The 21,502-nt window shown below is 52.7% G+C and carries 17 protein-coding genes; 1 reads left to right on the top strand and 16 read right to left on the bottom strand.

The genetic code is table 11. The annotated features are described in order from the left end of the window. Window positions 1–188 precede the first annotated feature (188 nt). Window positions 189–1,085 carry an Abi family protein gene (locus tag QZ310_RS05300; RefSeq protein ID WP_297071144.1) on the bottom strand — a complete coding sequence of 299 codons (897 nt, stop codon included), beginning with the start codon at window positions 1,083–1,085 and terminating at the stop codon, window positions 189–191. Between the two features lie 430 nt (window positions 1,086–1,515). On the opposite strand from QZ310_RS05300, the gene QZ310_RS05295 reads away from it, so the two are divergent. Beyond that, window positions 1,516–2,217 (top strand): Spy/CpxP family protein refolding chaperone, encoded by a 702-nt coding sequence (locus tag QZ310_RS05295; RefSeq protein ID WP_297071142.1) that lies wholly within the window; start codon window positions 1,516–1,518, stop codon window positions 2,215–2,217. A 478-nt stretch (window positions 2,218–2,695) separates the two neighbouring features. Here the strand turns inward: QZ310_RS05295 and QZ310_RS05290 are convergent, their stop codons facing one another. The 15 genes from QZ310_RS05290 to ftsY form a co-directional block, all read right to left on the bottom strand. Beyond that, entirely contained in the window at window positions 2,696–3,376 is a 681-nt protein-coding gene (locus QZ310_RS05290) for a DUF3575 domain-containing protein (RefSeq protein ID WP_297071139.1), read from the bottom strand. 92 nt (window positions 3,377–3,468) lie between these two features. Further along, entirely contained in the window at window positions 3,469–6,375 is a 2,907-nt protein-coding gene (uvrA, locus tag QZ310_RS05285; protein WP_297071138.1) for an excinuclease ABC subunit UvrA, read from the bottom strand. A 22-nt stretch (window positions 6,376–6,397) separates the two neighbouring features. Next, window positions 6,398–7,381, bottom strand: coding sequence for a lytic transglycosylase domain-containing protein (locus QZ310_RS05280; protein ID WP_297071136.1), 984 nt, complete (start codon window positions 7,379–7,381; stop codon window positions 6,398–6,400). Between the two features lie 41 nt (window positions 7,382–7,422). Then, window positions 7,423–8,766 carry a T9SS type B sorting domain-containing protein gene (locus tag QZ310_RS05275; RefSeq protein WP_297071133.1) on the bottom strand — a complete coding sequence of 448 codons (1,344 nt, stop codon included), beginning with the start codon at window positions 8,764–8,766 and terminating at the stop codon, window positions 7,423–7,425. Window positions 8,767–9,031: 265 nt separating this feature from the next. Next, window positions 9,032–9,187: a hypothetical protein gene (locus QZ310_RS05270; protein ID WP_297071131.1), complete on the bottom strand. Its 156-nt coding sequence runs from the start codon at window positions 9,185–9,187 to the stop codon at window positions 9,032–9,034. 88 nt (window positions 9,188–9,275) lie between these two features. Further along, window positions 9,276–9,896 (bottom strand): ribosome biogenesis GTP-binding protein YihA/YsxC, encoded by a 621-nt coding sequence (gene yihA / locus QZ310_RS05265; RefSeq protein WP_297071130.1) that lies wholly within the window; start codon window positions 9,894–9,896, stop codon window positions 9,276–9,278. Window positions 9,897–9,963: 67 nt separating this feature from the next. Further along, window positions 9,964–10,134: a hypothetical protein gene (locus tag QZ310_RS05260; protein WP_297071128.1), complete on the bottom strand. Its 171-nt coding sequence runs from the start codon at window positions 10,132–10,134 to the stop codon at window positions 9,964–9,966. Further along, window positions 10,131–11,207, bottom strand: coding sequence for a GNAT family N-acetyltransferase (locus QZ310_RS05255; RefSeq protein ID WP_297071126.1), 1,077 nt, complete (start codon window positions 11,205–11,207; stop codon window positions 10,131–10,133). Before QZ310_RS05255 ends, QZ310_RS05260 begins: the two co-directional genes overlap by 4 nt. A gap of 453 nt (window positions 11,208–11,660) precedes the next feature. Continuing rightward, complete coding sequence (locus tag QZ310_RS05250; RefSeq protein WP_297071124.1) at window positions 11,661–13,184, bottom strand: DUF4301 family protein; 1,524 nt, start codon at window positions 13,182–13,184, stop codon at window positions 11,661–11,663. Window positions 13,185–13,413: 229 nt separating this feature from the next. Next, a complete protein-coding gene (locus tag QZ310_RS05245; protein ID WP_297071122.1) occupies window positions 13,414–15,024 on the bottom strand; it encodes an MBOAT family O-acyltransferase in 1,611 nt (536 codons plus the stop codon). A gap of 53 nt (window positions 15,025–15,077) precedes the next feature. Further along, complete coding sequence (locus QZ310_RS05240; RefSeq protein ID WP_297071120.1) at window positions 15,078–16,433, bottom strand: GDSL-type esterase/lipase family protein; 1,356 nt, start codon at window positions 16,431–16,433, stop codon at window positions 15,078–15,080. Continuing rightward, a complete protein-coding gene (locus QZ310_RS05235; RefSeq protein ID WP_297071118.1) occupies window positions 16,430–17,797 on the bottom strand; it encodes a hypothetical protein in 1,368 nt (455 codons plus the stop codon). Before QZ310_RS05235 ends, QZ310_RS05240 begins: the two co-directional genes overlap by 4 nt. Window positions 17,798–17,893: 96 nt before the next feature. Then, window positions 17,894–19,057 (bottom strand): chorismate-binding protein, encoded by a 1,164-nt coding sequence (locus tag QZ310_RS05230; RefSeq protein ID WP_297071116.1) that lies wholly within the window; start codon window positions 19,055–19,057, stop codon window positions 17,894–17,896. 2 nt (window positions 19,058–19,059) lie between these two features. After that, the gene (rimO, locus tag QZ310_RS05225) at window positions 19,060–20,382 is read right to left on the bottom strand and encodes a 30S ribosomal protein S12 methylthiotransferase RimO (RefSeq protein WP_297071114.1); all 1,323 of its coding nucleotides are present in this window, start codon (window positions 20,380–20,382) and stop codon (window positions 19,060–19,062) included. A gap of 99 nt (window positions 20,383–20,481) precedes the next feature. Further along, window positions 20,482–21,441 (bottom strand): signal recognition particle-docking protein FtsY, encoded by a 960-nt coding sequence (ftsY, locus tag QZ310_RS05220; protein WP_297071113.1) that lies wholly within the window; start codon window positions 21,439–21,441, stop codon window positions 20,482–20,484. Window positions 21,442–21,502: the final 61 nt, after the last annotated feature.

Raw genomic sequence — 21,502 nt, 5'->3', positions numbered from 1 at the left:
TATATCATGCATTCTTGACCGAATCTCAGAATAATTACAAAACAACTTAGACGTACTTTCGCTCAACTTCTTATAATTGAACTGCATTTTATATAAAACGCGAAAACATTTCGAATGATTCAAAAGGTCCTATCTTCCAATATCGTATTAACAATACCAACACCTATATGCCTTTTGAGCGATTTGTCTCAATCGCTCCATAGTGGTTGATTATTCCAATTTATGGGGAAGCCCATAGCCGTGACATCCACATTCTGATGAGAGCTAATGAGTTGTTTCAGTTGTTGTCCGAAACTGTTGACAGGATGTATTGCATTCTGCAAATAGGCAAGACAACACAACTGGGCATATAGTCTATTGTTGGGAACAGACGAGGTGTCAATCCAATCACCGGTCAATGATTGAGGAAGCTGCGGCTGTATAGGATAAATTCTGTTCCAAGTTCTTGAATGGTGAGCAAGATTATTCCTTAGCGCAACAACACTCTTGCACCAACTTTCCAGATATTTATGTTGCGGCAGATTAAATTCCCTTGCAATTTTCTTCTTTAAAGAATTGTCTGATAGATTGCAAAAAATCCGTGACAAAGTGCCGAAAGAAACAACTTCAAGTGTTTTCCATGCAGGCGGAACAATCGGATTATCGTATTTATCGAAATGTTCTTGTATAAAATCCTCTTTAGAACGATAGACTTCTTGCTGAATACGCATCGTACAATCTGAGAAAATCTTCTTATCAGAAAACAGGCCTCTGTCTATAAGCCAGAATGCGCCGTATTTAAGAGAATAATAATGTATCAGCTTTGAACGCAATGCGACTTCAAAGCTTTGGATGGCCGTAAAAATCAACGCCCTAAGTTTCTTGTCAAAGTAATAAAGATCTATTGCATTGTCAAAATGGCTGTTAGGCTTAAATATGTGGGTTACCTTGTCTTGTTCCATCGGGCGAAGATAGTTCGCCAGACGGAAATAGCTAATAATCTTTAATTGCTTTATCGCTTGACCATCATCGCCAATCAACAGATTGCGTTGCTTGAGCATTGCGATAATCTGAGGATAATCCAGTGGTTGTTTTATATAATCCATAATGGTATAAAAAGCAAAAGTTCCACCCTGGTACGCATTGGCAAGAGGCGTGGTGGAAACTGTCGACACAAAGATAGTGCTTTACAACAAGATACACAAATATTTCAGCAATTATTTTTTGAACCTGCGATACATTTTCTGTATATTTTTGCAAGCGTCAATGGGTTTCATCCACTGAATTTTTCAAATTACGGCACATATCGAAACTGTATTTAAACATCTAGCACAAAGAAAGTTAAATCGCGATTTACCGCACTAAACCATTCAGCTTTCAGATTGTCTAATAAACAGATTCCAAAATAAAATCGGAATGATCAACACCTGTAAAAGGGGTATAAACGACATGAAATAAAGCTATTATGAATAATACGAATAACTAACCAAAACGAAATAACTAACAACACACACATTAAATAAAAAACAAACTATTATGAAAAAGACAATTCTCAGCATCGCAGTTCTCCTCGCTTCAATGGCCGGCATTACAGCGTCAGCCCAGAGCCAGAACGCAAGTCCGCAGGCCAAGACAGTATGCGCCACCGGCAACTGCACCAAGAAAGATGCGCCCAAATATAATCCTTTCCAGGGACTCAACCTCACCGAAAAACAGCAAGCCGAACTGCAGGCCCTCAAACCCGCAAAGGGTGCAAAATGCACCAACGGCGAAAAGAATGCATCTTGCAGCAAGAACAGTCAGAGCTGCACTAAAGGCAACAAAGACAAGCAGCAACTCTCACAGGCTGAAAAGCAGGCACAGCGCAAGCAGTTCGCAGAGCAGCGTCTCCAGAACCGCCGCGACTATCTTGCGAAAGTCAAAAACATCCTCACCCCGGAACAGTATGTCCAGTTCCTCGAGAACAGCTACGTCGATCAGGGCATGAAGGGTCCCGGCCACAAGCATGTAGCTAAAGGCAAGGATGGGAAACACCACCGTCAGGGCAAGGACCAAGCCATGCGTGGCAACCGCAACGGTAATAAAGCCAATGCTCAGGGTCGCAAGGGTAACAAGCCCAACTGCACCAACAACGGCACATGCAAGCAGAATCCCGCTCAGCAGAATGCCACAGCTGACGGCTCATACTATATCGACAACGGTCTGATCAAGGTTTTCCCCTATCAGGCTCAGCGATAAACAACAGCAACAAAATCGGATAATTTTCCCCCGAAAAGTCATCGAGACTTCCGTTTTCCCCCGAGAAAGGATAGCAGAAGTCTCGATGGCTTTTTCTTATATTACCTAATAAATCATCGACGGTATTAACCCGTCTCAAATATGAAAATTCACCTATACAAATTATGTTAATTATCCGGAGGCACGCATTATTATCGGACATCTTCGATGCCCGTGGTGGGTATGCATTCCTTTTCCCCACACCTTCGCGGTGAAGCAATTTCGCCCTACGGGCTTCATTGCTTTACCGCTCGATGCGGGGCTACCACCGCACCGCAGCTTCGCAGCTTACTGATTGTAGTTGTCGTTGCCTAAGCCATGCCACAGAGGCTTCGGCTTTGTTGGCTCGATTGGGCGAAGAGCACACTGCTGCTATATAACTACTCGTTTGTTATTTTTATTTAAGTTGGTGATGGAATCATCATTTGGAATTCGCAGCTTACCGATTGTAGTTGTCGTTGCCTAAGAGCCATACCACGGAGAGTTCGGCTTTGACAGGGCCGAAATAATGGAGTTTCCGGTTGCCGTCGCAGACATATTTTCCACACTGATAGCGGTAGCGCTCATAATGCGAGTGAATGAAGCCGATACCGAGATTGAAATCAAGGTTAATCCTGCGAGACAAGGGGAAAGAATAGCCGTAGCTCACGCCCCAGCTTGCAGCCACGTCAGGACACTGACGGCCTACGTCTCCGAGCTTGATGTCGTAGGTGAACAGCCCCACAAATACACCTGCATGATGGCCTGTCAAGGTCTTTTCCATCGTGGTTTTTCCGAACCAGTAGCGGCCTTCGACCTCACCGCCATACATGCGCCATGTCTTCGCACTACCACCCCACCATGCGAAAGCCCATGTAGCGACGGCGCTCCACTGCCCGCGACCACCCTCAAAGGAAAGGTTGGGAAGAAGGGCAGCATCAAGCAAAGCATTACTGCGCAAGGCAAAATAGGGACGGCTACGATCCGGAATATCAGAATTACGGAGAACCGCCTCATTATCATACAGTTTAGAGGTCTCAGTTTCAATACCGACTGACACCGGGAGAGTTGTTGAAGGTGACTGCGCTCCAAGACGGGCGGCCAATGCGATGAATATTGACAGTAGTATTATAGATCTCACCTTTTAAATGTTTTATATATGATTTACATATATTAAAACATACTGTCTACGCAGAGGGTTCAACGCAATGGCCGTGAAAGCGGATATACTTGTCACAAAGAGGCTCCCTGCTGCTGAAGGGTCTCGCGCACAAAGGCAGCCGTGGGCGAATCGGATTTCGCAATCTGCAGAGGGGTACCGGTTGCTATGATGTGACCTCCGTTCTTTCCTCCACCCGGTCCCATGTCTATGATATGGTCGGCAGAGCAAACGACATCGAGATTATGTTCGATGACAAGAACGGTATTACCCTTGTCGACAAGACGGTTGAGGACGTTGAGAAGCACACGGATGTCGTCGAAATGCAATCCGGTTGTGGGCTCGTCAAGAATGAAGAGGGTCTTGCCGGTGTCGCGTCTCGAAAGTTCGGTCGCGAGTTTCACACGCTGGTTCTCACCTCCGGAGAGGGTCGATGAGGGCTGCCCGAGCTTGATGTAGCCGAGACCAATGTCCTGCAGCACCTTGATTTTATTGATAATAGCCGGGATACCACCGAAAAATTCCACAGCCTGATTGATGGTCATGTCGAGCACATCAGCAATGGACTTGCCTTTAAAACGCACTTCGAGGGTCTCGCGGTTGTAGCGCTTTCCTCCGCAGGTCTCGCATGGGACGAGGACATCGGGAAGGAAGTTCATCTCGATGGTCTTGTAGCCGTTGCCCGAACAGGTCTCGCACCTACCTCCGGCTACGTTGAAAGAGAAGCGGCCGGGACGATAGCCACGGATCTTGGCTTCGGAAAGCGAGGCATAGAGGTCGCGTATGGCAGTGAAAACGCCCGTGTAGGTGGCAGGATTCGAGCGCGGTGACTTGCCGAGAGGCGACTGGTCGACAGTTACGACCTTGTCGATATTTTCAAGACCCTCGATCTTGTCGTAAGGCAGAGGCGAGGTGTGCGAACGATAGAACTTCTGGCTGAGGATTGGCTGGAGGGTCGCATTTACAAGCGACGACTTTCCGCTACCCGAAACTCCGGAAACGCAGATGAGCTTGCCGAGTGGGAGGGTCAGGGTGACGTTGCGTAGGTTATTGCCGCGCGCTCCACGGAGCACAAGCCTCTTGCCTGTCCCCTTTCGAGGGGATGACTGCCAGGGAATCACGTCCTTACCGTTGAGATAGCGCGCGGTCAGGGTATCGGTAGAAAGCATCTCGGATGGTGTCCCGCTGAACACCACTTCCCCACCCTTGCGTCCGGCCTTGGGACCGATGTCGATGACATGGTCAGCTTCGAGCATGATGTCCTTGTCGTGTTCAACAACGAGGATAGAGTTGGAGGCATCGCGTAGCTGTTTGAGCGAGTCAATAAGGCGACGGTTGTCGCGCTGATGAAGACCGATGGAAGGCTCGTCGAGAATGTAGAGCACGTTGACGAGCTGACTGCCGAGCTGCGTGGCCAGACGGATGCGCTGGCTCTCTCCACCGGAGAGTGTGGCCGAGGCGCGGTTGAGCTGAAGGTAGTCGAGACCGACATCAATGAGAAATTTCAACCGGCTGCGTATCTCCTTCATGATTTCGTGGGCTATGACGGCCTGCGTCGGCGACAAGCGGCTTTCCACATCCTTCGACCATTCATAGAGGTCGGAGATGTCGAGGCGGCAGAGTTCGGCAATGTTCTTGCCGTCGATGAAAAAGTGGAGGGCCTCACGGTTGAGGCGGTCACCGTTGCACTCGGGGCAGACTCCTCTCGAGAAAAATCCCTCGCTCCACTTCTTGGCTGCGGCTGACGACTCGTCGGACTGCTGCATCTCGATATACTTCACCAGTCCGTCGTAGGTCTGGAAGTAGTTGTAGGTGGCCATAGTCTCGTTCTCGATGACAAGGCGCTCGGAGGTTCCGTTGAGAATCTCGTTCATCGCCTCCTCGGGGAGCTTTTCGGCCGGAGTCTTGATTGTGCAGCCGTATTTCTTGCAGATAGCGTCAATCTGCCAGAATATCATGGCGTTGCGGTGCTTTCCGAGAGGCAGGATTGCCCCCTCGTGGATAGACAGAGCCGGATTGGGAATGATTTTGTCGCGGTCGACGATGTTGACATAACCGAGACCCTTGCAGCAGGGACAGGCTCCGAGCGGAGAGTTGAAAGAAAAGTTGTGGGGAGCCGGTTCACGGTAAGATATACCGCTGGCAGCATCCATGAGTGTCTGAGAGAAGTATGTGACCTTATCAGTATCGACATCATAGACCATCACCTGCTTATCGCCCTGGCGGAGCGCATCCTGCACGGTGGCATCGAGGCGGCTCATGTCCTTATCGGAGACCTTCAGCCGGTCGATGACCAGTTCGATGTCATGGTTTTTGTAACGGTCCACCATCATGTTGAGGGTAAGGTCGCGCAGCTCTCCGTCGACACGCACGGTGAGGAAGCCCTTCTTGCGCAACTGCTCGAAGAGTTCCTTGTAGTGACCCTTGCGGTTCTTGACCAAGGGGGCGAGGATGTAGACCTTATGGCCGTTGAACTTTTCGAGGATAAGGTTGACAATCTGCTCGCGCGTATATTTGACCATCGGCTCTCCGGTGATGTAGCTGACGGCTGTTCCGGCTCTCGCATAGAGGAGTCGAAGGAAGTCGTAGACCTCGGTGGTGGTGCCGATGGTACTTCGGGGATTCTTGTTGACGGTTTTCTGCTCGATGGCTATGACGGGGCTGAGACCGGTGATGTTGTCCACGTCCGGACGCTCGAGGTTGCCGAGCATATTGCGGGCGTAGGAAGAGAAGGTCTCGATATAGCGGCGCTGACCCTCGGCAAAGATTGTGTCGAAAGCCAACGACGATTTTCCGCTGCCGCTGAGTCCGGTGATGACGGTGAGGGTATTGTGGGGAATCTCCACATCTATGTTTTTCAGATTGTGGACCCTCGCACCCTGGACGCATAGCTTGCTGCGGGTATAGGGAGTGGCGTTGCTGCCGTTGATGATATTGTCGTCCTGCTGTTGCTGCTGATGATTATTGCTTGCTGTCGTCATTTCTGTCTATGGAAAATATTCGTCAGTCGGTGACCCATGCGGGGTTGTAGACCGACTTCTTCTGCCGCTCACGCGACAGCGACTCTTTGGTCGGAATGTTTACTATATATGTCTTGCCTGTCTTGTTGGGAAGTGACTTCGCGCGGATCCACGGATTGTGGTCGCGGAGTGTCATGTAGTCGATGCCCTGCTGCTTGGCCCATGTCGGCCAGTCCTCAACCGGGGTGCTGACCTCGACAGTCGTGTATTCGAGGGGCTGATAGAGCTGGTCGGCGGTGAGGCGGAAGCCATAGTCGGCGGGATTTTCAAGTATGAGCTTCATGGCGAGGAGACGGAACATGTAGCGCATCGTTTCGTCAGCGAGATAGAGATCGTAGGCAGTGTCGACCTGCTGTGCGGCAAGCTCGTTGGTGATGCGGGCCATGCCGCCGTTGTAGCTTGCGGCCACTGATTCCCAGTTACCGTATTTCGCATAGCTGTTTTTGAGATAGCGACATGCGGCTTCGGTTGCCTTGACCGGGTCATAGCGCTCGTCGACATAGTCGTTGACCTCCAGGCCATATTCCTTGCCTGTAGATGGCATGAACTGCCAAAGACCACCGGCCTTTGCCGGGGAGAGCGCACGGGGGTTGAGGGTGCTCTCGATGACGGCGAGATAGATCATGTCGTCAGGCACCCCATTCTTCTTCAGGATGGGTGCGATGACCGGAAAATAGCGGTTGGCTCGCTTGATAGCTAAAAGAGTGTTGCCGTGGGTATAGGCCATAGCTGTCAGTTCGCGGTCAAGACGTTCCCAACGGTCGGTCTTGTCGAGGTCAACCTTCTTGCCAGCGAATTTCACCGATTTCGGTATGACGGGATTGATAATCTCGGAATACTGCTCACTTGCAGGTTCGGGGACTGAGGCCGAGGGAGTGAGGGCCTGCATGTCCTCTGTAGGAGCAAAAAAGGCGAGAAGTGCGAGGGCGGCTACTGAGCCGATAAACGATTTATGATAGTTGTTCATTGTTTCAGTCGTTAGGGGTGTTTATATGTTCGTATGGAGGCTCACTGTTTGTAGTTGACGATGTTGATGTCGCCCGCGAGGTCATAGACCTTTCCGTCGGCGCCCTTTGCCTTGATGACATAGTAGTAGGCGCCCGAAGGGACGGTCTTGCCCTTGTATTTCCCGTCCCAGCCCTGCGAAGGGTTGGAAAGGGAGGTCATCTTGTGACCGTAACGGTCGAAGATGTGACACTCGAAGCTGATGATGCTCGAATAGCTGACCTTCCACTCGTCGTTGACACCGTCGCCGTTTGGCGAGAATGCGTTGGGACAACGGAGCGAGGAAGTGCCGATGGAGATGGTGTAGACATCGCCGTGGGCCTCGCAACTGCCGTCGGCGTTTGCACAGATGAAGCGGACGTAGGTCTGTCCCTCCTCGGTGAAGGTGTAGTCAAATGACAGCTCCTGAATCCGCAGTCCGGCATCATCGAATTCCTGCGAACGAGAAATCTGCCACTCCTTGAAGAGAGCGCCGTCGGTGACAGCCGCCTCAAAGCTCATCCGGCAGGGTGCCGATCCTCCGAAGGAACCTCCCCCGGAGCCGGAACCGACCTCATTGTCCACGTCGCGCTGTTCCTGACGGGCAGTTGTGACAGTTGCGACAGCGTAAGGGGCGATGGTGGCTGATGTCGCTTCGGCTTCCTCTCCCCACTCGCGCAGGAAGCGGTCACCGCTGACGGTAAACTCTGTCGGGCAGAGGGCAGCCGGGACGCGGAGCGGCGACTGGAGGGAGGCGAAGCTCTCCTCTCTGCGTACCTCAACAAAGGCAGGAGTCGCGGTCTCACCGGAAGACGGGTCATCATTCTGAGTATCTGCGAGGAGTGTCAGATATGATACTGTGATGTTGCGGTCGAGGGTGAAACGCCGTCCGTTTATGCCGTAGTAGACAATTTCCTCACCCTTGCCATTGACATCGAGCATCGTGAATGAGCAGTCCTTTTCGGCTGCCTCACTGACGGAAGTGACGGAGAAGGGGTGAAGGCTGTAGTCAACCACCCAGAAACAGTACTGCCTTCCGGCCGTCTCGACGATATAGCCCATGTCGCCCTCGACGCGGCCGAGGACAGACTGTCCGTCGGCATAGCTGACCCCCGATGTTACCTCCTCTGCGTATCCTCCTCCGAGAGTGGAGTAGCGATACCATTTCACCTCCGAGGCCGATGCTGCCGGAACGCCTACCGAAAGTCCGTCGGTCTGATATGCCACACAGACCTCGTCGAGACCTGTCGACGATGAGGGGACGATGCTTATGACGGGCTTGGCCTCCCCGCTCCACGAGAGCTGCGCGCTTTTGGAGGGGATGGCGAATGAGAGGGTTGAAAAAAGGATGATGAGCTTGCGTTTCATGACTTTGGGCTGAGAAACTGTTTTTCGGGCTTTCTCAACTTACAAAGTTACGGATTTTTCTCCATAAAAGCAACATCCTGCCCACTGCATGAATCCACGACGATGTTAAAAAAATAATAGACGGACAACCGAAAGGTTTCACCGGGTAAATCTCACCCGACCTTCACGACTGTCCGTCATTTAGTTCATCTGTCTACAAAAAACCACGCAGCACTTAATACTTAATACTTAGTACTTAACACTTAATACAGTGCCCCGCACTGTTCTACATGTCGTTGTTACGTGGATTGTTGTTGAGTTCCTTGGTCTCCTGCTTGACGAGTTCGGGATTCACCTTATTGTCATCAGCTTTGTTGATGTCTACTCCGCGATACTGATTCTCTTCATTTGCGTTGACGGCGTTTTTATCTTTCTTTTCCATAATATTGATAAATTAGCGTTTGTAATTTTATATTATAAAAACATTCTTAACGCCTTTAGGGTTCGCATCCGGAGCAGCTAATTTCTTGTCAAGCCTCCTCACCCCCGGTCTCGACCGGAAGTTTGTTGAGCTGGTCGATATAGTCGAGAAGCTCGTCGCGGCCTCTTCGGGTCTCGCTCGAAGTGAGGAAAATCGGGGGAAGTTCCTCCCATGTGTCCAGAAGGATTTTGCAATACTCTTCGACATTGCGCTTTCCCGCCTGCGACCCCATCTTGTCGAGCTTGGTGAACACGATTGCAAAAGGCACACCGTTCTCGCCGAGCCAGTTGAAGAAATCAAGGTCAATCTTCATCGGCTTGTGGCGCGAATCAATCAGCACGAAAAGGTTGGTCATCTCGCGGCGGTTGAGGATGTAACCACGAATCATCTTTTCAAGCGCCTCGCGCTGCGACTTTCCGCGTAGGGCAAAGCCATAACCGGGAAGGTCGACGATATACCATTGGTCATTGACGAGGAAATGATTTATCAGGAGGGTCTTTCCGGGGGTCGATGAAGTCTTGGCAAGGCTCTTGTGACCTGTCAGCATATTGATGAGCGACGACTTGCCGACGTTACTCCTGCCGATGAAAGCATATTCATGACGTGCATCCTTCGGACACTTCCCGACCGAAGAATTTGATATTACGAAACGAGCTGAATTGATGATCATGTATTTAAGTATAAAGTAGTAAGTATAAAGTATAGAGTATAGAGTGACACTGGAACGGACGCGTCGATTAGGCAGTAGGGACGCTTTTCAAAGCGTCCGCATCCTCGATGACAATTAAACGCCGGAAACCGACATCAGCATCCTCCACGGCAATCAAACGCATGGAACCGATGCCCGCATCCTCCACGGCAATTAAACGCATGGAACCGACATCCTCAATCACAATCAATCCCTTCAATCAAGCATAAGACTTATCATAGGTCTCACCGAAGGGAAACGGACAATCGAACCGATGGCTGATGAGCTGAATACAATATCGGCAAAAACATCGATCGTCACGTCGAAATCGAGATAGCCCTCATAGTCATCATCAATCTCACACCGTCCGTCGTGCAGGATGAAGGTATGGGAATTATAGTCAGGGAGTATGTCGTCAGTCACCCTTATGCGCGACGTGAACTTCGGATCGGACGCAGCAACAATCGAGAGGGCCTTGCCGACATTGACAAAACGCCCCATTCCGCGCGGCATCAACCGTCCGCCCATCGAATCGTCCGGGTGGCCGTAGAGGAGCACCGGAGTGTTGCCGTTGAGACAGCGCAACTGTCTGAGAGCGGCCAGACGTGCGTCGGAGTCCTCCCCCATCACATCGGTCACGAGCAGAAGGTCACCCTCCTTCCTCGCCCACGCCATCGAAACAATCTCGCTCCCGCTGTCCTCATCGTCCTTGGCCATGACCACGAAGTCGCCCCCGTCGGCCTTAAGGTCAGAAAGGATATTGTAGAAGTCGCGGCGCGAATGAAGGACATAGCACTTGCGGCGGCGTTGGAAGCGATCGAACGCACACCACACCTCGTCGCTCATTTCATTGTCGACGTGGTGATATTCCCCCTTCACCGAAAATGAATGGAAGGAGGTGAAGCGCTGCTCCTTGGTGTAGAACACCGTCGAGAATCCATAGCGGCGGTAGAAAAAGAAAAGGGCCTCATCTGCAGGAATAAGCGAACAGAGCATATCGCCACGGACAGCCGACTCGCGAAGCGCATCGACCATGAGGCGCGACATATAGCCCTGCCCGCGCTTCGAACGGCGGGTAGCCGCCCCTGCTATATAGCTCACCGACGGCTCCGAACCGTGGAACGACATGGTGAAATGTTGCAGTAGCAGACTGCTCACTGCTGCCCCCGACTGGTCGGTAAGGAGCATGGCCTCATCGTCGCGGTAGACCTGATCGAAAAACATGTCGACATATCCACGCGGGTCCTTGAAGCACTCGGTCCATATTTTCTTTATCTCATCTCTCTTGCTCATTGTGATGACATATATGAAGAGGTTACATTATATAATTTATGTATATATAACACGCAGGAGAGAAATATAGCCGACATCCACCCCGAAAAAAATTAATTTGCCTGAAAGGCACATAAAGACATAAGGCCAGAAGAAACATAAGTTTTTTTGAGCTGTCGGGATTAGCGGCAGTGGATTTCATCGAATATAGGCGCGATTCAGCCGCAATTTCTTTGAAAGAAAAAACTTATGCCCCTTCTGACCTTATGTCTTTATGTCGATTCCCGGGACAGCATGGAAATGCTGCGGCGGACGCTATGAATAGCATCCCTACGACATGGAATATGGGATTCAGCATCCCAGCAACATGAAATGCAGGATTTTAACGTCCCGATGACATGTAATAGGGAATTTCAGTGTTCCAACAACATGAGATGCGGGATTTTAACATCCCGATAACATGAAATGGGGGATTTACTGCTGATGGGCGGGACGAAGGAGGTCGTTGACAGTCTTGACAGGGTTGAAAGTCGAGATGGGTACTTCAACAAACACTGTGTTCCAGTCGCTCATCGCACCGTTCCACAGACCCGGAAGCTCCATAGCACGGAGTTCCTTGCCGTGGCTCGACTTCGACGAGATGAAACCGGTCGCAGGGTCGACATACTTCGGGAGATCAAACTTCTTGCCGTGGATGTCCTTGATATAGCATACGAGGTCAACCGGATTGAAATGGGTGGCCGAAGCCATCATCTTCATGTATTCCTCATTCTTCGGGTCAACCTGATTGCTCTCAAGAATCTGCGGCGAGGTCGAACCGTCGGGGTTGAAGGCGATAAACGGACCGCCGCCGGGCTCACCCTCATTGCGCACCATACCGCAGACACGCAGCGGACGGTCGAGCTTGGCACGGATGTAGGCAACGACGGCATCGTCGTCCATCTCCTCAAGCTTTGCATCGCGGACATTGAGGACATTGTTGAGATAGTCAAGCATACGCTTGATGTCGTCGGCGCTGTAGAGCTTCTCGTCGATAGCGATGAGGTCTTCCTCAATCTGGTCGTGGACCTGAAGCAGCAGACCGCCGAGCACTTCTTTGAATCTCACTGTATCGCCACGCTTCGAGTCGGGGACAACATTGTCGATGTTCTTGATGAACACCACTGCCGATTCCATATCGTTGAGGTTCTGGATGAGCGCACCGTGACCACCGGGACGGAAAAGCAGATGGCCGTCCTCCATGAAGGGAGTGTTGTCGGGGTTGACGGCGATGGTGTCGGTCGAAGGCTTCTGCTCGCTCATGCTGACATTGAACTTCACACCAGTGCGCTTCTCGGTCGCGGGAATCACCTCTGCGAGCTTCTCCTCGAAGAGCTTGCGGTGGTTGGCCGACACGGTGAAGTGGAGATTCACCACACCCTTGGAGTTGGCAGCAGTCTGTGCACCCTCGGTGAGATGCTCCTCAATGGGAGTGCGCGAACCTTCGGGATAAGTGTGGAATTTCAGCAAGCCCTTCGGCAGACCGCCGTAGTTCATGCCCTCAGGGTTAACGATAGCAGCGATGATGTCACGGTTGCGGCCCTCGGCAAGCATATCGTCAAGCGACTTGCCATAGAGTTTCTCCACTGTGGCGCGGAGCTCGGGGAGGAAGGGGAGCTTATCGACATCAGCAAGAAGCTTAGCCACGGGAGTACCCTCCTTCAGCTCATCGGTGCCGCCGTCGACATATTCAAACAGCGCTTTGAACATGCGGGAAGCTGCGCCCGATGCAGGCACAAACTTGCACACCTCACCACCATGTTCGAGATATTCTTTCCAACGCTCCAATGCGGCCTCAATCTCCTCGTCATCGAGACGGAAGATACCGGCGCCCACACGGGCAGCGTCGTTGATTTTCAAATAGGGGAATCCGGTCACGAAGCGCTGGAGCTGAGCTTCCACCTCTGCCGCGCTTATTCCTTTGTTTTTCAGGAGTTCAAGATCTTCGGGTCTTAGCATATCATTTGCAATTTAAGTGTTTGGTTAAGTGTTGGTGATTATCACAACCCAAAGTTAACTATTTTTTTTAAAGATTCACTCTTAAATTTACTAAAATCTCACCCCTCCCACTCTAACCCCATGTTTACGGAAAGAGTACATAAAGCCATACCGAAACCATTCCCGCAGCCCATAACACCACCTTCCATCAATCTATCTAGTGATTTATCAACACCTTTATTAAAATTTATCAGTATTGCAGGTAGATGAAGGGGACGATGTCGCTTTGGCGGACTTGGATGACGATGAGGATTACAAGGGCGAAGATGATGGCCTGGACGATGGCGGGCGCTGTCTCGAAGAGGGTGCGGACACGACCTGTCAGACGCGAGGGGGAGATGTGGACGACGTAGGCACCGACAATCAGCAGGACAATGCTCAGGTAGCTCTCGACGAACTGCGGAGCCACCGAAAGATGGAAGTCGAAGAGAATCTGATGCCACATCATCCCGACATCCTCAAGCGAGGGAGCGCGGAAGAACATGAAGGTCACAGCCACGAGGAAGAAGGTGAGCAGCATGTTGAAACCCTTGATGATGGGTGCCATCCATGATGTCGGAGGGATGCCGGAACCGACAACCATCACCTCGCCACTCTCGGTGACGACGGTACGCGCTACCTGAAGGGGGAAAAGACGGCGCAGCATCTTGTGGAGGACGAGGAGACCGCCGTGGATCGCACCCCAGATGACATACATCCACGATGCACCGTGCCACAGACCGCCGATGACCATTGTCGCGAACTGATTGAAATACATGCGCGGACGCGAACAGCGGTTGCCACCGAGAGGTATATAAACGTAGTCGCGCAACCATGTGGAGAGTGAGATGTGCCAGCGATGCCAGAATTCCGTGGGGTTCTGTGCCTTGAAGGGAGCATTGAAGTTTTCGAGGAAGCGGTAGCCCATTAGGAGGGCGATACCTATGGCCATGTCGCTGTAGCCGGAGAAGTCGCAATAGAGCTGGACGGTGAAGCCGAAGGTGGCCATGAGATTCTCGAAACCGCTGTAGAGAGCGGGATTGTCGAACACGCGCTCCACGAAGTTGCCGCTGATGAAGTCGGCGATGACAACCTTCTTGATGAGACCGGTGATGATGAGGAAGATGCCCTCCGAGGTCATTGCATGGGTCACGACAGGATTACCCTTCACCTGAGGCAGAAAGTCCTTGGCCCTGACAACCGGTCCTGCAAGAAGCGGCGGAAAGAAGGTGAGGAAGAAAATATAGTCGAAAAGATTATGGCAAGCCGAGGTCTGTCCGCGGTAAAGGTCGACAATGTAGCTGATGGAGCGGAAGGTGAAGAAGGAGATACCCGCAGGGAGCAGGAGGGTCTCCACGCTTATCTCCATCGTGAAGAAATTCGAGAGAGTGTCGAGGATGAGATTGAAATACTTGAAATAGGCGAGCATCCCGACATTTACGGCCACGTTGAGTCCGACAATCAGTCGCTTGGCCCACGCGAGGGAGCGTCGGGAAGCCTGTTCCATCAGAAGTCCGAGGATGAAGTCGCTGAGACAGACCCCGAGGAGGATGAGACAGCACATCCCCGAGGATTTGTAGTAGAAATAGAGGGAAAATAGTATGACGAGGGTCATTTTCAACACCCTTACACCTTTGACCATCCAGAAGATGAGCATGAAGGCAGTGAAAAGGAGCATGAATAGCCCCGTGTTGAACATGAGAGGCTGCGCAGGGTCATAGCTGAGCACGTCGATGATTTTTTCGGCATCGACATTGACGCGTTCGAGCATGGTGGCGACCCTTGACAGGAGTCCGGTGAAGAATTCAGCTAATGCTTCCAACTTGAATTACTAATGAGAAGTTCGGATAAAGAGAGTGTGTCTGTAAAAGATGGTTAGTTCTGACTTCTGAGTGCATCCATGATGGCATCGTAGAGCAGACGGCCATTGAGGTTGTAGCCCTTGTGGCTGTGGTGGACGCGGTCCTTGGCAAAGAGGCTGGCGCTAATCCACGATGAGCTTGCTCCTGCGCCACCGGCCACGTCATACCAGTCGTAGACCGCCACGCCGTTCTCCTTTCCGTAGTCAAGGATAGCTTTACGGAGGGGGGCTATGTTGGGGTTGACAGCGTAGGTCCTCCCTGTCGATGTGACGGTGCGGTAACGCCCTTTGCGCTTGACGCGCTTCTTGGTCTTGGTGGTGACACTGCGGTGACATTCCATCGGAGTGGTCAGAAGGATGAGGGCATCCGGATTTGCACTGCGGACATTGCTCACGAGACGATGAATGGAGCTCTTGAAACGCGAGATGTCCTGACGGCCGAAAGCCTCGTTTGTCCCTAACGAGATTATAACAAGATTAGGCTGCAAAGGGTTTATGCCGACCCCGACAGTGCCGATGCGGTTGTAGGAATCGTAGGTGGCGCCATTGTTGCCGATAGCGTGGTAGAACACACCGGGACGGTCGCCGGAAAGGCTTGCGCCATAGAGGGTGAGGTCGCCTGCGGAGGCAAATTTCACATTGATTTGTGTGGCAAGGTCGGCGAGGACAATCTGTGTGTAGTCTCTCGAAGGGATGGCCCGGAAATGGAGCGGATTACCCTTGCTGTCGGTGACCTCCTTGACGGTCAGCTTGCCGTTGTGGAAAAGAGTCGTTGACGTGAAGGGATTGTAGTCGTCGGTGTCGCGGGTGCCTATGGTCAGCTCGCTCGTCGGACTTGCGGGACGGATGGATGTCCCCGTGAATCCCACTGTCTGAATCCAGGAGTTGTTCATCAGCTTTACGGCGTTCCATGAATTCCGGCTCTGGAAAAGATAGTCGGTCGGCTGATTGGTGCCGCAGATTTTAAGCGGTGCAATCAGCCCTCGGCCTGCGTTGCCGAAATCATACTGCAAAAGCTCGCGGGTGGTGCCGGTATTGATGTCGGCCTGCACATGGCTGTCGCCGATATGCACGATGGACACGGGCGAGACCTTGCTCTGCTCGAAAGCCTTCCGCAGACAGCTCCAGTCGGCACCGTTGAAGATGATATGGTTGGCGGAACGCTTTATGAAGGCGGGTATGGGAATGTCGATGTCGTCGGCTTCCTCGGGTATGTCGACAATGTCTTCCCTGACAGTACGGTCAAGGTCCTCGGTTTCATCCACGATTTCCTCGGTTTGCGAGGGTTCGGAAACAGGGGTCTGTCCCCACACCACCGGCGCGAAAGCCAGTGCGGTCAATGAGAAGAGAAATTTATGATACAGCGTCATTGCAAGTCTTTTTGGATAGCGTTGAACAGTTCGCGGGCCAGACGCGCCCCACCCTTGTGGGTGAGGTGAATATAGTCCTTGTTGATGAGGCCGGTGGAACTCCATTCGACAACCGCGTTCTCTCCGCCCATCGCCTCGCGGGTGTCCCAGAAAAGGCAGTGGGCACGGCGGGCAGCATCTCGCTGGGCGGTAATCATGGCCTGTGCGGTGGCCATCGACTTCACCTGCGAACCGACCTTCTCGCCACGGTCACCGACACCCATCAGCAGGATGTCTGCCTGAGGATAGCAGAGACGGACGTGGTTGATGACGTCGACCATGCGCGAACAGTAGACACTGTAGTCCTTCTGCGATGCGCTCATGGCATTGATGCCGAATTCGAGAATGATAAGGTCATAGTCGATGAATTCCGCCATCTCATGGGAGAGGTCGGGGCTGACCTTCGTGAGCGTGACACCCGAAAAACCTCTTGACGACATACAGTCGACGCTCACACCGGATGTGCCGTCGAGCCAGACGCCGAGACCGATGAGCGATGTAGCCGCAGTCTTTATGCCGAATTTGGATACCTGACCGGTAACCTCCAGTGATTGAACGGAGGGTGAACCTGCAATATTGCGCTCCTCCCACTCGGAATCGTCAGTTTTAACACTGATTGTGACATCCTCGGGCGAAATGAAGAGAAAGCGTGAGCAGGACCATGATTTAGTGTGTTCAGTGGCCTTTGTTCCCTCATATTCGGCAGTAGCCGTTCCTGTCGGAACAGAATACTGCTCGGCTATGTCGAGGTAGCGGCGGTCGGCCTTCTTGTTGCCGGTAAATGTCTTCCATCCCGAACCGCTCTGCTTGACCGAACGGCGGAAACCGGGGAAGTCGGTGTGCATGTTGACGAAGCCGACACCCTCGCCGCCGTAGGCCTCCTGAAAGAGCTCGCGTAGGTCCTGAGTGAAGATGTCGCCCTCGATGTAGCTGTCGCCGACGACAGCAATTCTGGCAAGGCCGCCGTTGGCAATCGCACCCTTTAGGTTGGCAAAGCCGACACCGATGGTGGTGTAGTCCTCGACCTGCACGAGTTCGCCGACACGCGAGGGCTTGACAGGCGAGATGATGGTGTCGATAGGTTCACCGGGTGCGGGAAGCTCAGGCTTGGTCTCTTCCTCGGCTTCGAGAAGTGCGGGGTCAATCTGCTCGGCAGTCGAGTAGGAAGGTTCCCCCTCCATGATGCCGACCTCTTTGAGAATGTCGCTGACGAGGCTGAAATCCTTGATGCGTCCTCCGCTCCATTTCGAGAGCGGAAGCAGGGAGACAATGGCCACAATGGCTATCGCTATGATGATTATTATTATCGGTGAACCTTTTTTCATTGCAGTGTTGAAGTAGCGGAAGTAGATTGTAAAGTGTGTTTGGAGAGGGAGAGGGAGGTGACAGGGAAATATGATGCGGTTTCAGCTTTGGCGGCTTCAGAATTCCATCGGGCTGTCGATGAAGCGGACGGTCTGCGAATTCAGTTCCGGACCTTCATGGCCAGTGGAGCTGTCGCGTCCGAGGAGTATCGAGGCAAGCGCTGCGGTCTTAGCACCGGTCTCGTTCCACTCCTCCTCCTCTTTTGAAGCGGCCACTATGCCACCTCCGGCATAGAGGTTGCAGAGCCAACCGAACTGACTGTCCATCAGGACAACGGGGGCCATGAAACAGCAGCGAAGATTGACGTAGGCATGATAGTCGTCCCCGGTCCTCACCCCGACATAGCCTCCGTAGCAGTTGCGGCGGTGGGTCTCATAGCGGCTGATTTCCTCAATAGCCTCGTCGCGCGGATAGCCTGCCACGGCCGGAGTCGGACTCAGCTCCGACAAGAGCGCGGGGATGTCGTCGGCTCCGCGGGCGGTAATCTCCGTGCAGAGGTGCTTGATGTTGATGAAACGGCGCTCGGAAAGGTCGTCGACCGTCACGTCAAGCCCTTCCTTTTTCAAGGTCTCGGCGATGAAGTCGGTGACGAGCGACTGCTCATAGATGTTTTTGTCGTCCCAGGGAGTATCGTCGTCGCTCGGACGGGTTCCTGCGAGAGCCATAGTCCTCACCTCACGGCTGCGCGAGTCGCTTTCGAGCAGAAGTTCAGGGGTTGAGCCTATCCACAATCCTGTTTCGGGAGTGTAGGCCATGTAGCGGAAGGTTGTGTCGGTGAGACTGAAGAAATCCTCAGCCACATTCACGGGCATTACCGTCGTGAGGATGGTACGGTGGCGCGACAGCACTACCTTGCCCCCCTCGGCTTTCAGACGGGGAATGATGCGCGAGAAAGCGTCGTGGTAGCTCGCACGGAAGGTCGACGGGATGCGCGGACGTATCTCGGCAAGCGGTTGTGGCGCAGGCTCTCCCTCGCAGTAGCTCAGAAGCGAGGCTGCATCCATTGTGAATGACAGACCCGGGGTATAGGGCTCGTCATTGTCAAAGAAATTTATGAAAAAACAATCGGCGGCAGGGTCGGCAAAGGCCTCCGAGCGCCCTGACTTCCCGACCGGAGAAGCATAGAACTTGAAATCATCCTCTCCGGGAAGTGCATACAGAACAAAAGGGATTCGGTTCAACAGACAGGCGTTGACGGCATCCCTTGTAAGTCCGGTCATTTTCATGAAAGTTTATCGCTAACAGGCTCGGCCATCAGTTCGAATGGCAGCGCCGACGTGATTCTGACATTATAGAACTCTCCGCGCTTCAGCGGAAGGGTTTTCTTGATTAGAACTTCGGGGTCGACTTCGGGGGAGTCAAACTGGGTGCGGCCGACATAGAACTCATCCTCCTCACGGTCGACGACCACGCGCATCACCTCACCAACCTTGGCCTCCTGAATGGCAAGCGAGATTTCCTCCTGCACGGCCATGAGGCGTTCAAGCCTCGACTGCTTGACCTCGGCAGGAATGTCGTCGGTGAAATTCTTTGCTCCAAAGGTATCCTCCTCCTCACAGTAGGCAAAGGCACCCATGCGCTCGAAGCGTTGCTCCTTGACAAAGTCGACCAGCTCCTCGAATTCCTCATCACCCTCGCCGGGGAAACCGACCATGAGGGTGGTGCGGATGTGGATGCCGGGAACTCTGCGACGGATTTCAGCAAGAAGCTCGCGGGTCTCCTTGCCGGTGATGTGGCGACGCATATTGGCAAGCACTGTATCGGAGACATGCTGAAGAGCGATGTCGAGATACTTGCAGACGTTGTCGTGACACGCCATAACGTCGAGCAGCTCCAGAGGGAAGTCCTTGGGGTAAGCATAGTGTAGGCGTATCCACTCGACCCCTTCGACCTTGGCCATCTCGTCGACCAAACGGGCAATCTCTACCTTGCCGTAGAGGTCCTTGCCGTAGTTGGTAAGGTCCTGCGCAATAACATTGAACTCCCTGACACCTCGGCCAACGAGCATACGGACCTCGTCGATAATCTCCTCGACGGGACGCGATTTGTAGCGACCGGTGATGAGCGGGATGGCGCAGAACGAGCAGAAGCGGTTACACCCCTCGGCAATCTTCAGATAGGCGTGATGGCGCGGGGTTGTTATCACGCGGTCGTAGGGGGCGCTTCCGGGCGCACGGTGCGCGAGCTCGCCGACAAGGCCTGCCCAGTCGGTCTTGCCATACCACTTGTCAACTTCGGGAATCTCCGCAGGAAGTTCATTGGCATAGCGCTGCGAAAGGCAACCCATCACATAGAGGGCATCAATCTCACCCTCGGTCTTGGCCTCGCACCATGCGAGAATTTCGTTGACGGACTCCTCCTTGGCATCGCCGATGAAACCGCAGGTGTTGACGACCACGATTTTCTCACCTTCGCTCTCTATGAACTCTTCGGAAGCCGCATCGGTGACATCATAGCCCACGTCGGCAAGCATCTTCATCAGACGCTCCGAATCCACAAGATTTTTCGAGCAACCAAGCGTTATGACTGCAATCTTTTTTACCATTATAGTCTTGACAGCCCTCCGGGGGCCGATGATTGAAAGCTGTATTGTTCAAGGACGGTTTTCAGTATTCCCCATGGGGAAACGGACACATCCTCACTCTTACTTCTCTCCGAAAAGCGACTGGACGAATTCCTTTTTGTGGAACACCTGAAGGTCCTCGATGCCTTCACCGAGGCCAATGTATTTCACGGGAATCTTGAACTGGTCGCTGATGCCGATGACCACACCGCCCTTGGCCGTACCATCGAGTTTCGTGATGGCAAGTTCGTTGACCTGAGTCGCGGCCACAAACTGCTTGGCCTGTTCGAAAGCGTTCTGTCCGGTTGAGCCGTCGAGGACGAGAAGCACTTCATGGGGAGCTTCCGGGACGAGCTTCTGCATGACGTTCTTGACCTTAGTCAACTCATCCATAAGGCCTTTCTTGTTGTGGAGACGACCTGCGGTGTCGATGATTACCACATCGGCATTATTGGCGATGGCGCTCTGGAGCGTATCGAAAGCCACCGAAGCAGGGTCGGCACCAAGCTTCTGCTTGATGACGGGGACATCTGCCCTTCTGCCCCACTCCTCAAGCTGCTCGATGGCAGCCGCACGGAAGGTGTCGGCAGCGCCAAGCACCACCTTGTTGCCGGCTTTCTTGAACTGCGCGGCCATCTTGCCGATAGTGGTTGTCTTGCCTACGCCGTTGACACCGACCACCATGATGACATGTGGTTTGTGGGAGGCGGGAACAGTGAAATCGTCCATTGAAGATTCCTCGCTCTTCTCGGCAAGCATGTCGGCTATCTCCTCGCAGAGCAAACGGTTAAGCTCCGACGAGCCGACATATTTGTCTCTTGCCACACGCGCCTGTATGCGGTCAATGATGCGCAGCGTGGTGTCGACCCCGACATCGGAAGTCACGAAGACCTCCTCCAGATTGTCGAGAACCTCGTCGTCGATGGTCGATTTTCCGGCAATCGCGTGGGAAAGACGGTCAAAAAGACCACGTTGTGTTTTTTCAAGACCCTTGTCAAGAGTCTCTTTCTTTTCGCGTGAGAAGAAATTGAAGAATCCCATATTTTACTTGATTTTAGAACTGCAAAATTACTCAATTTTTCCCGATTATCCAAACCGAGGA

This window comes from uncultured Duncaniella sp., from assembly GCF_910577345.1.
Taxonomy (GTDB): Bacteria; Bacteroidota; Bacteroidia; order Bacteroidales; family Muribaculaceae; genus Duncaniella.
The sequence above is the reverse complement of the archived record's forward strand: the minus strand, read 5'-3'. Positions and strand labels throughout refer to the sequence as shown.

Coding starts and splice junctions, on each gene's coding strand:
- QZ310_RS05250 (WP_297071124.1), bottom strand. CDS start 13,184: ATGCTAAGACCCGAAGATCTTGAACTCCTGAAAAACAAAGGAATAAGC.
- QZ310_RS05255 (WP_297071126.1), bottom strand. CDS start 11,207: ATGAGCAAGAGAGATGAGATAAAGAAAATATGGACCGAGTGCTTCAAG.
- uvrA (WP_297071138.1), bottom strand. CDS start 6,375: ATGACGACAGCAAGCAATAATCATCAGCAGCAACAGCAGGACGACAAT.
- QZ310_RS05300 (WP_297071144.1), bottom strand. CDS start 1,085: ATGGATTATATAAAACAACCACTGGATTATCCTCAGATTATCGCAATG.
- QZ310_RS05275 (WP_297071133.1), bottom strand. CDS start 8,766: ATGAAACGCAAGCTCATCATCCTTTTTTCAACCCTCTCATTCGCCATC.
- QZ310_RS05230 (WP_297071116.1), bottom strand. CDS start 19,057: ATGACCGGACTTACAAGGGATGCCGTCAACGCCTGTCTGTTGAACCGA.
- yihA (WP_297071130.1), bottom strand. CDS start 9,896: ATGATCATCAATTCAGCTCGTTTCGTAATATCAAATTCTTCGGTCGGG.
- QZ310_RS05280 (WP_297071136.1), bottom strand. CDS start 7,381: ATGAACAACTATCATAAATCGTTTATCGGCTCAGTAGCCGCCCTCGCA.
- QZ310_RS05295 (WP_297071142.1), top strand. CDS start 1,516: ATGAAAAAGACAATTCTCAGCATCGCAGTTCTCCTCGCTTCAATGGCC.
- QZ310_RS05235 (WP_297071118.1), bottom strand. CDS start 17,797: ATGAAAAAAGGTTCACCGATAATAATAATCATCATAGCGATAGCCATT.
- QZ310_RS05270 (WP_297071131.1), bottom strand. CDS start 9,187: ATGGAAAAGAAAGATAAAAACGCCGTCAACGCAAATGAAGAGAATCAG.
- rimO (WP_297071114.1), bottom strand. CDS start 20,382: ATGGTAAAAAAGATTGCAGTCATAACGCTTGGTTGCTCGAAAAATCTT.
- ftsY (WP_297071113.1), bottom strand. CDS start 21,441: ATGGGATTCTTCAATTTCTTCTCACGCGAAAAGAAAGAGACTCTTGAC.
- QZ310_RS05240 (WP_297071120.1), bottom strand. CDS start 16,433: ATGACGCTGTATCATAAATTTCTCTTCTCATTGACCGCACTGGCTTTC.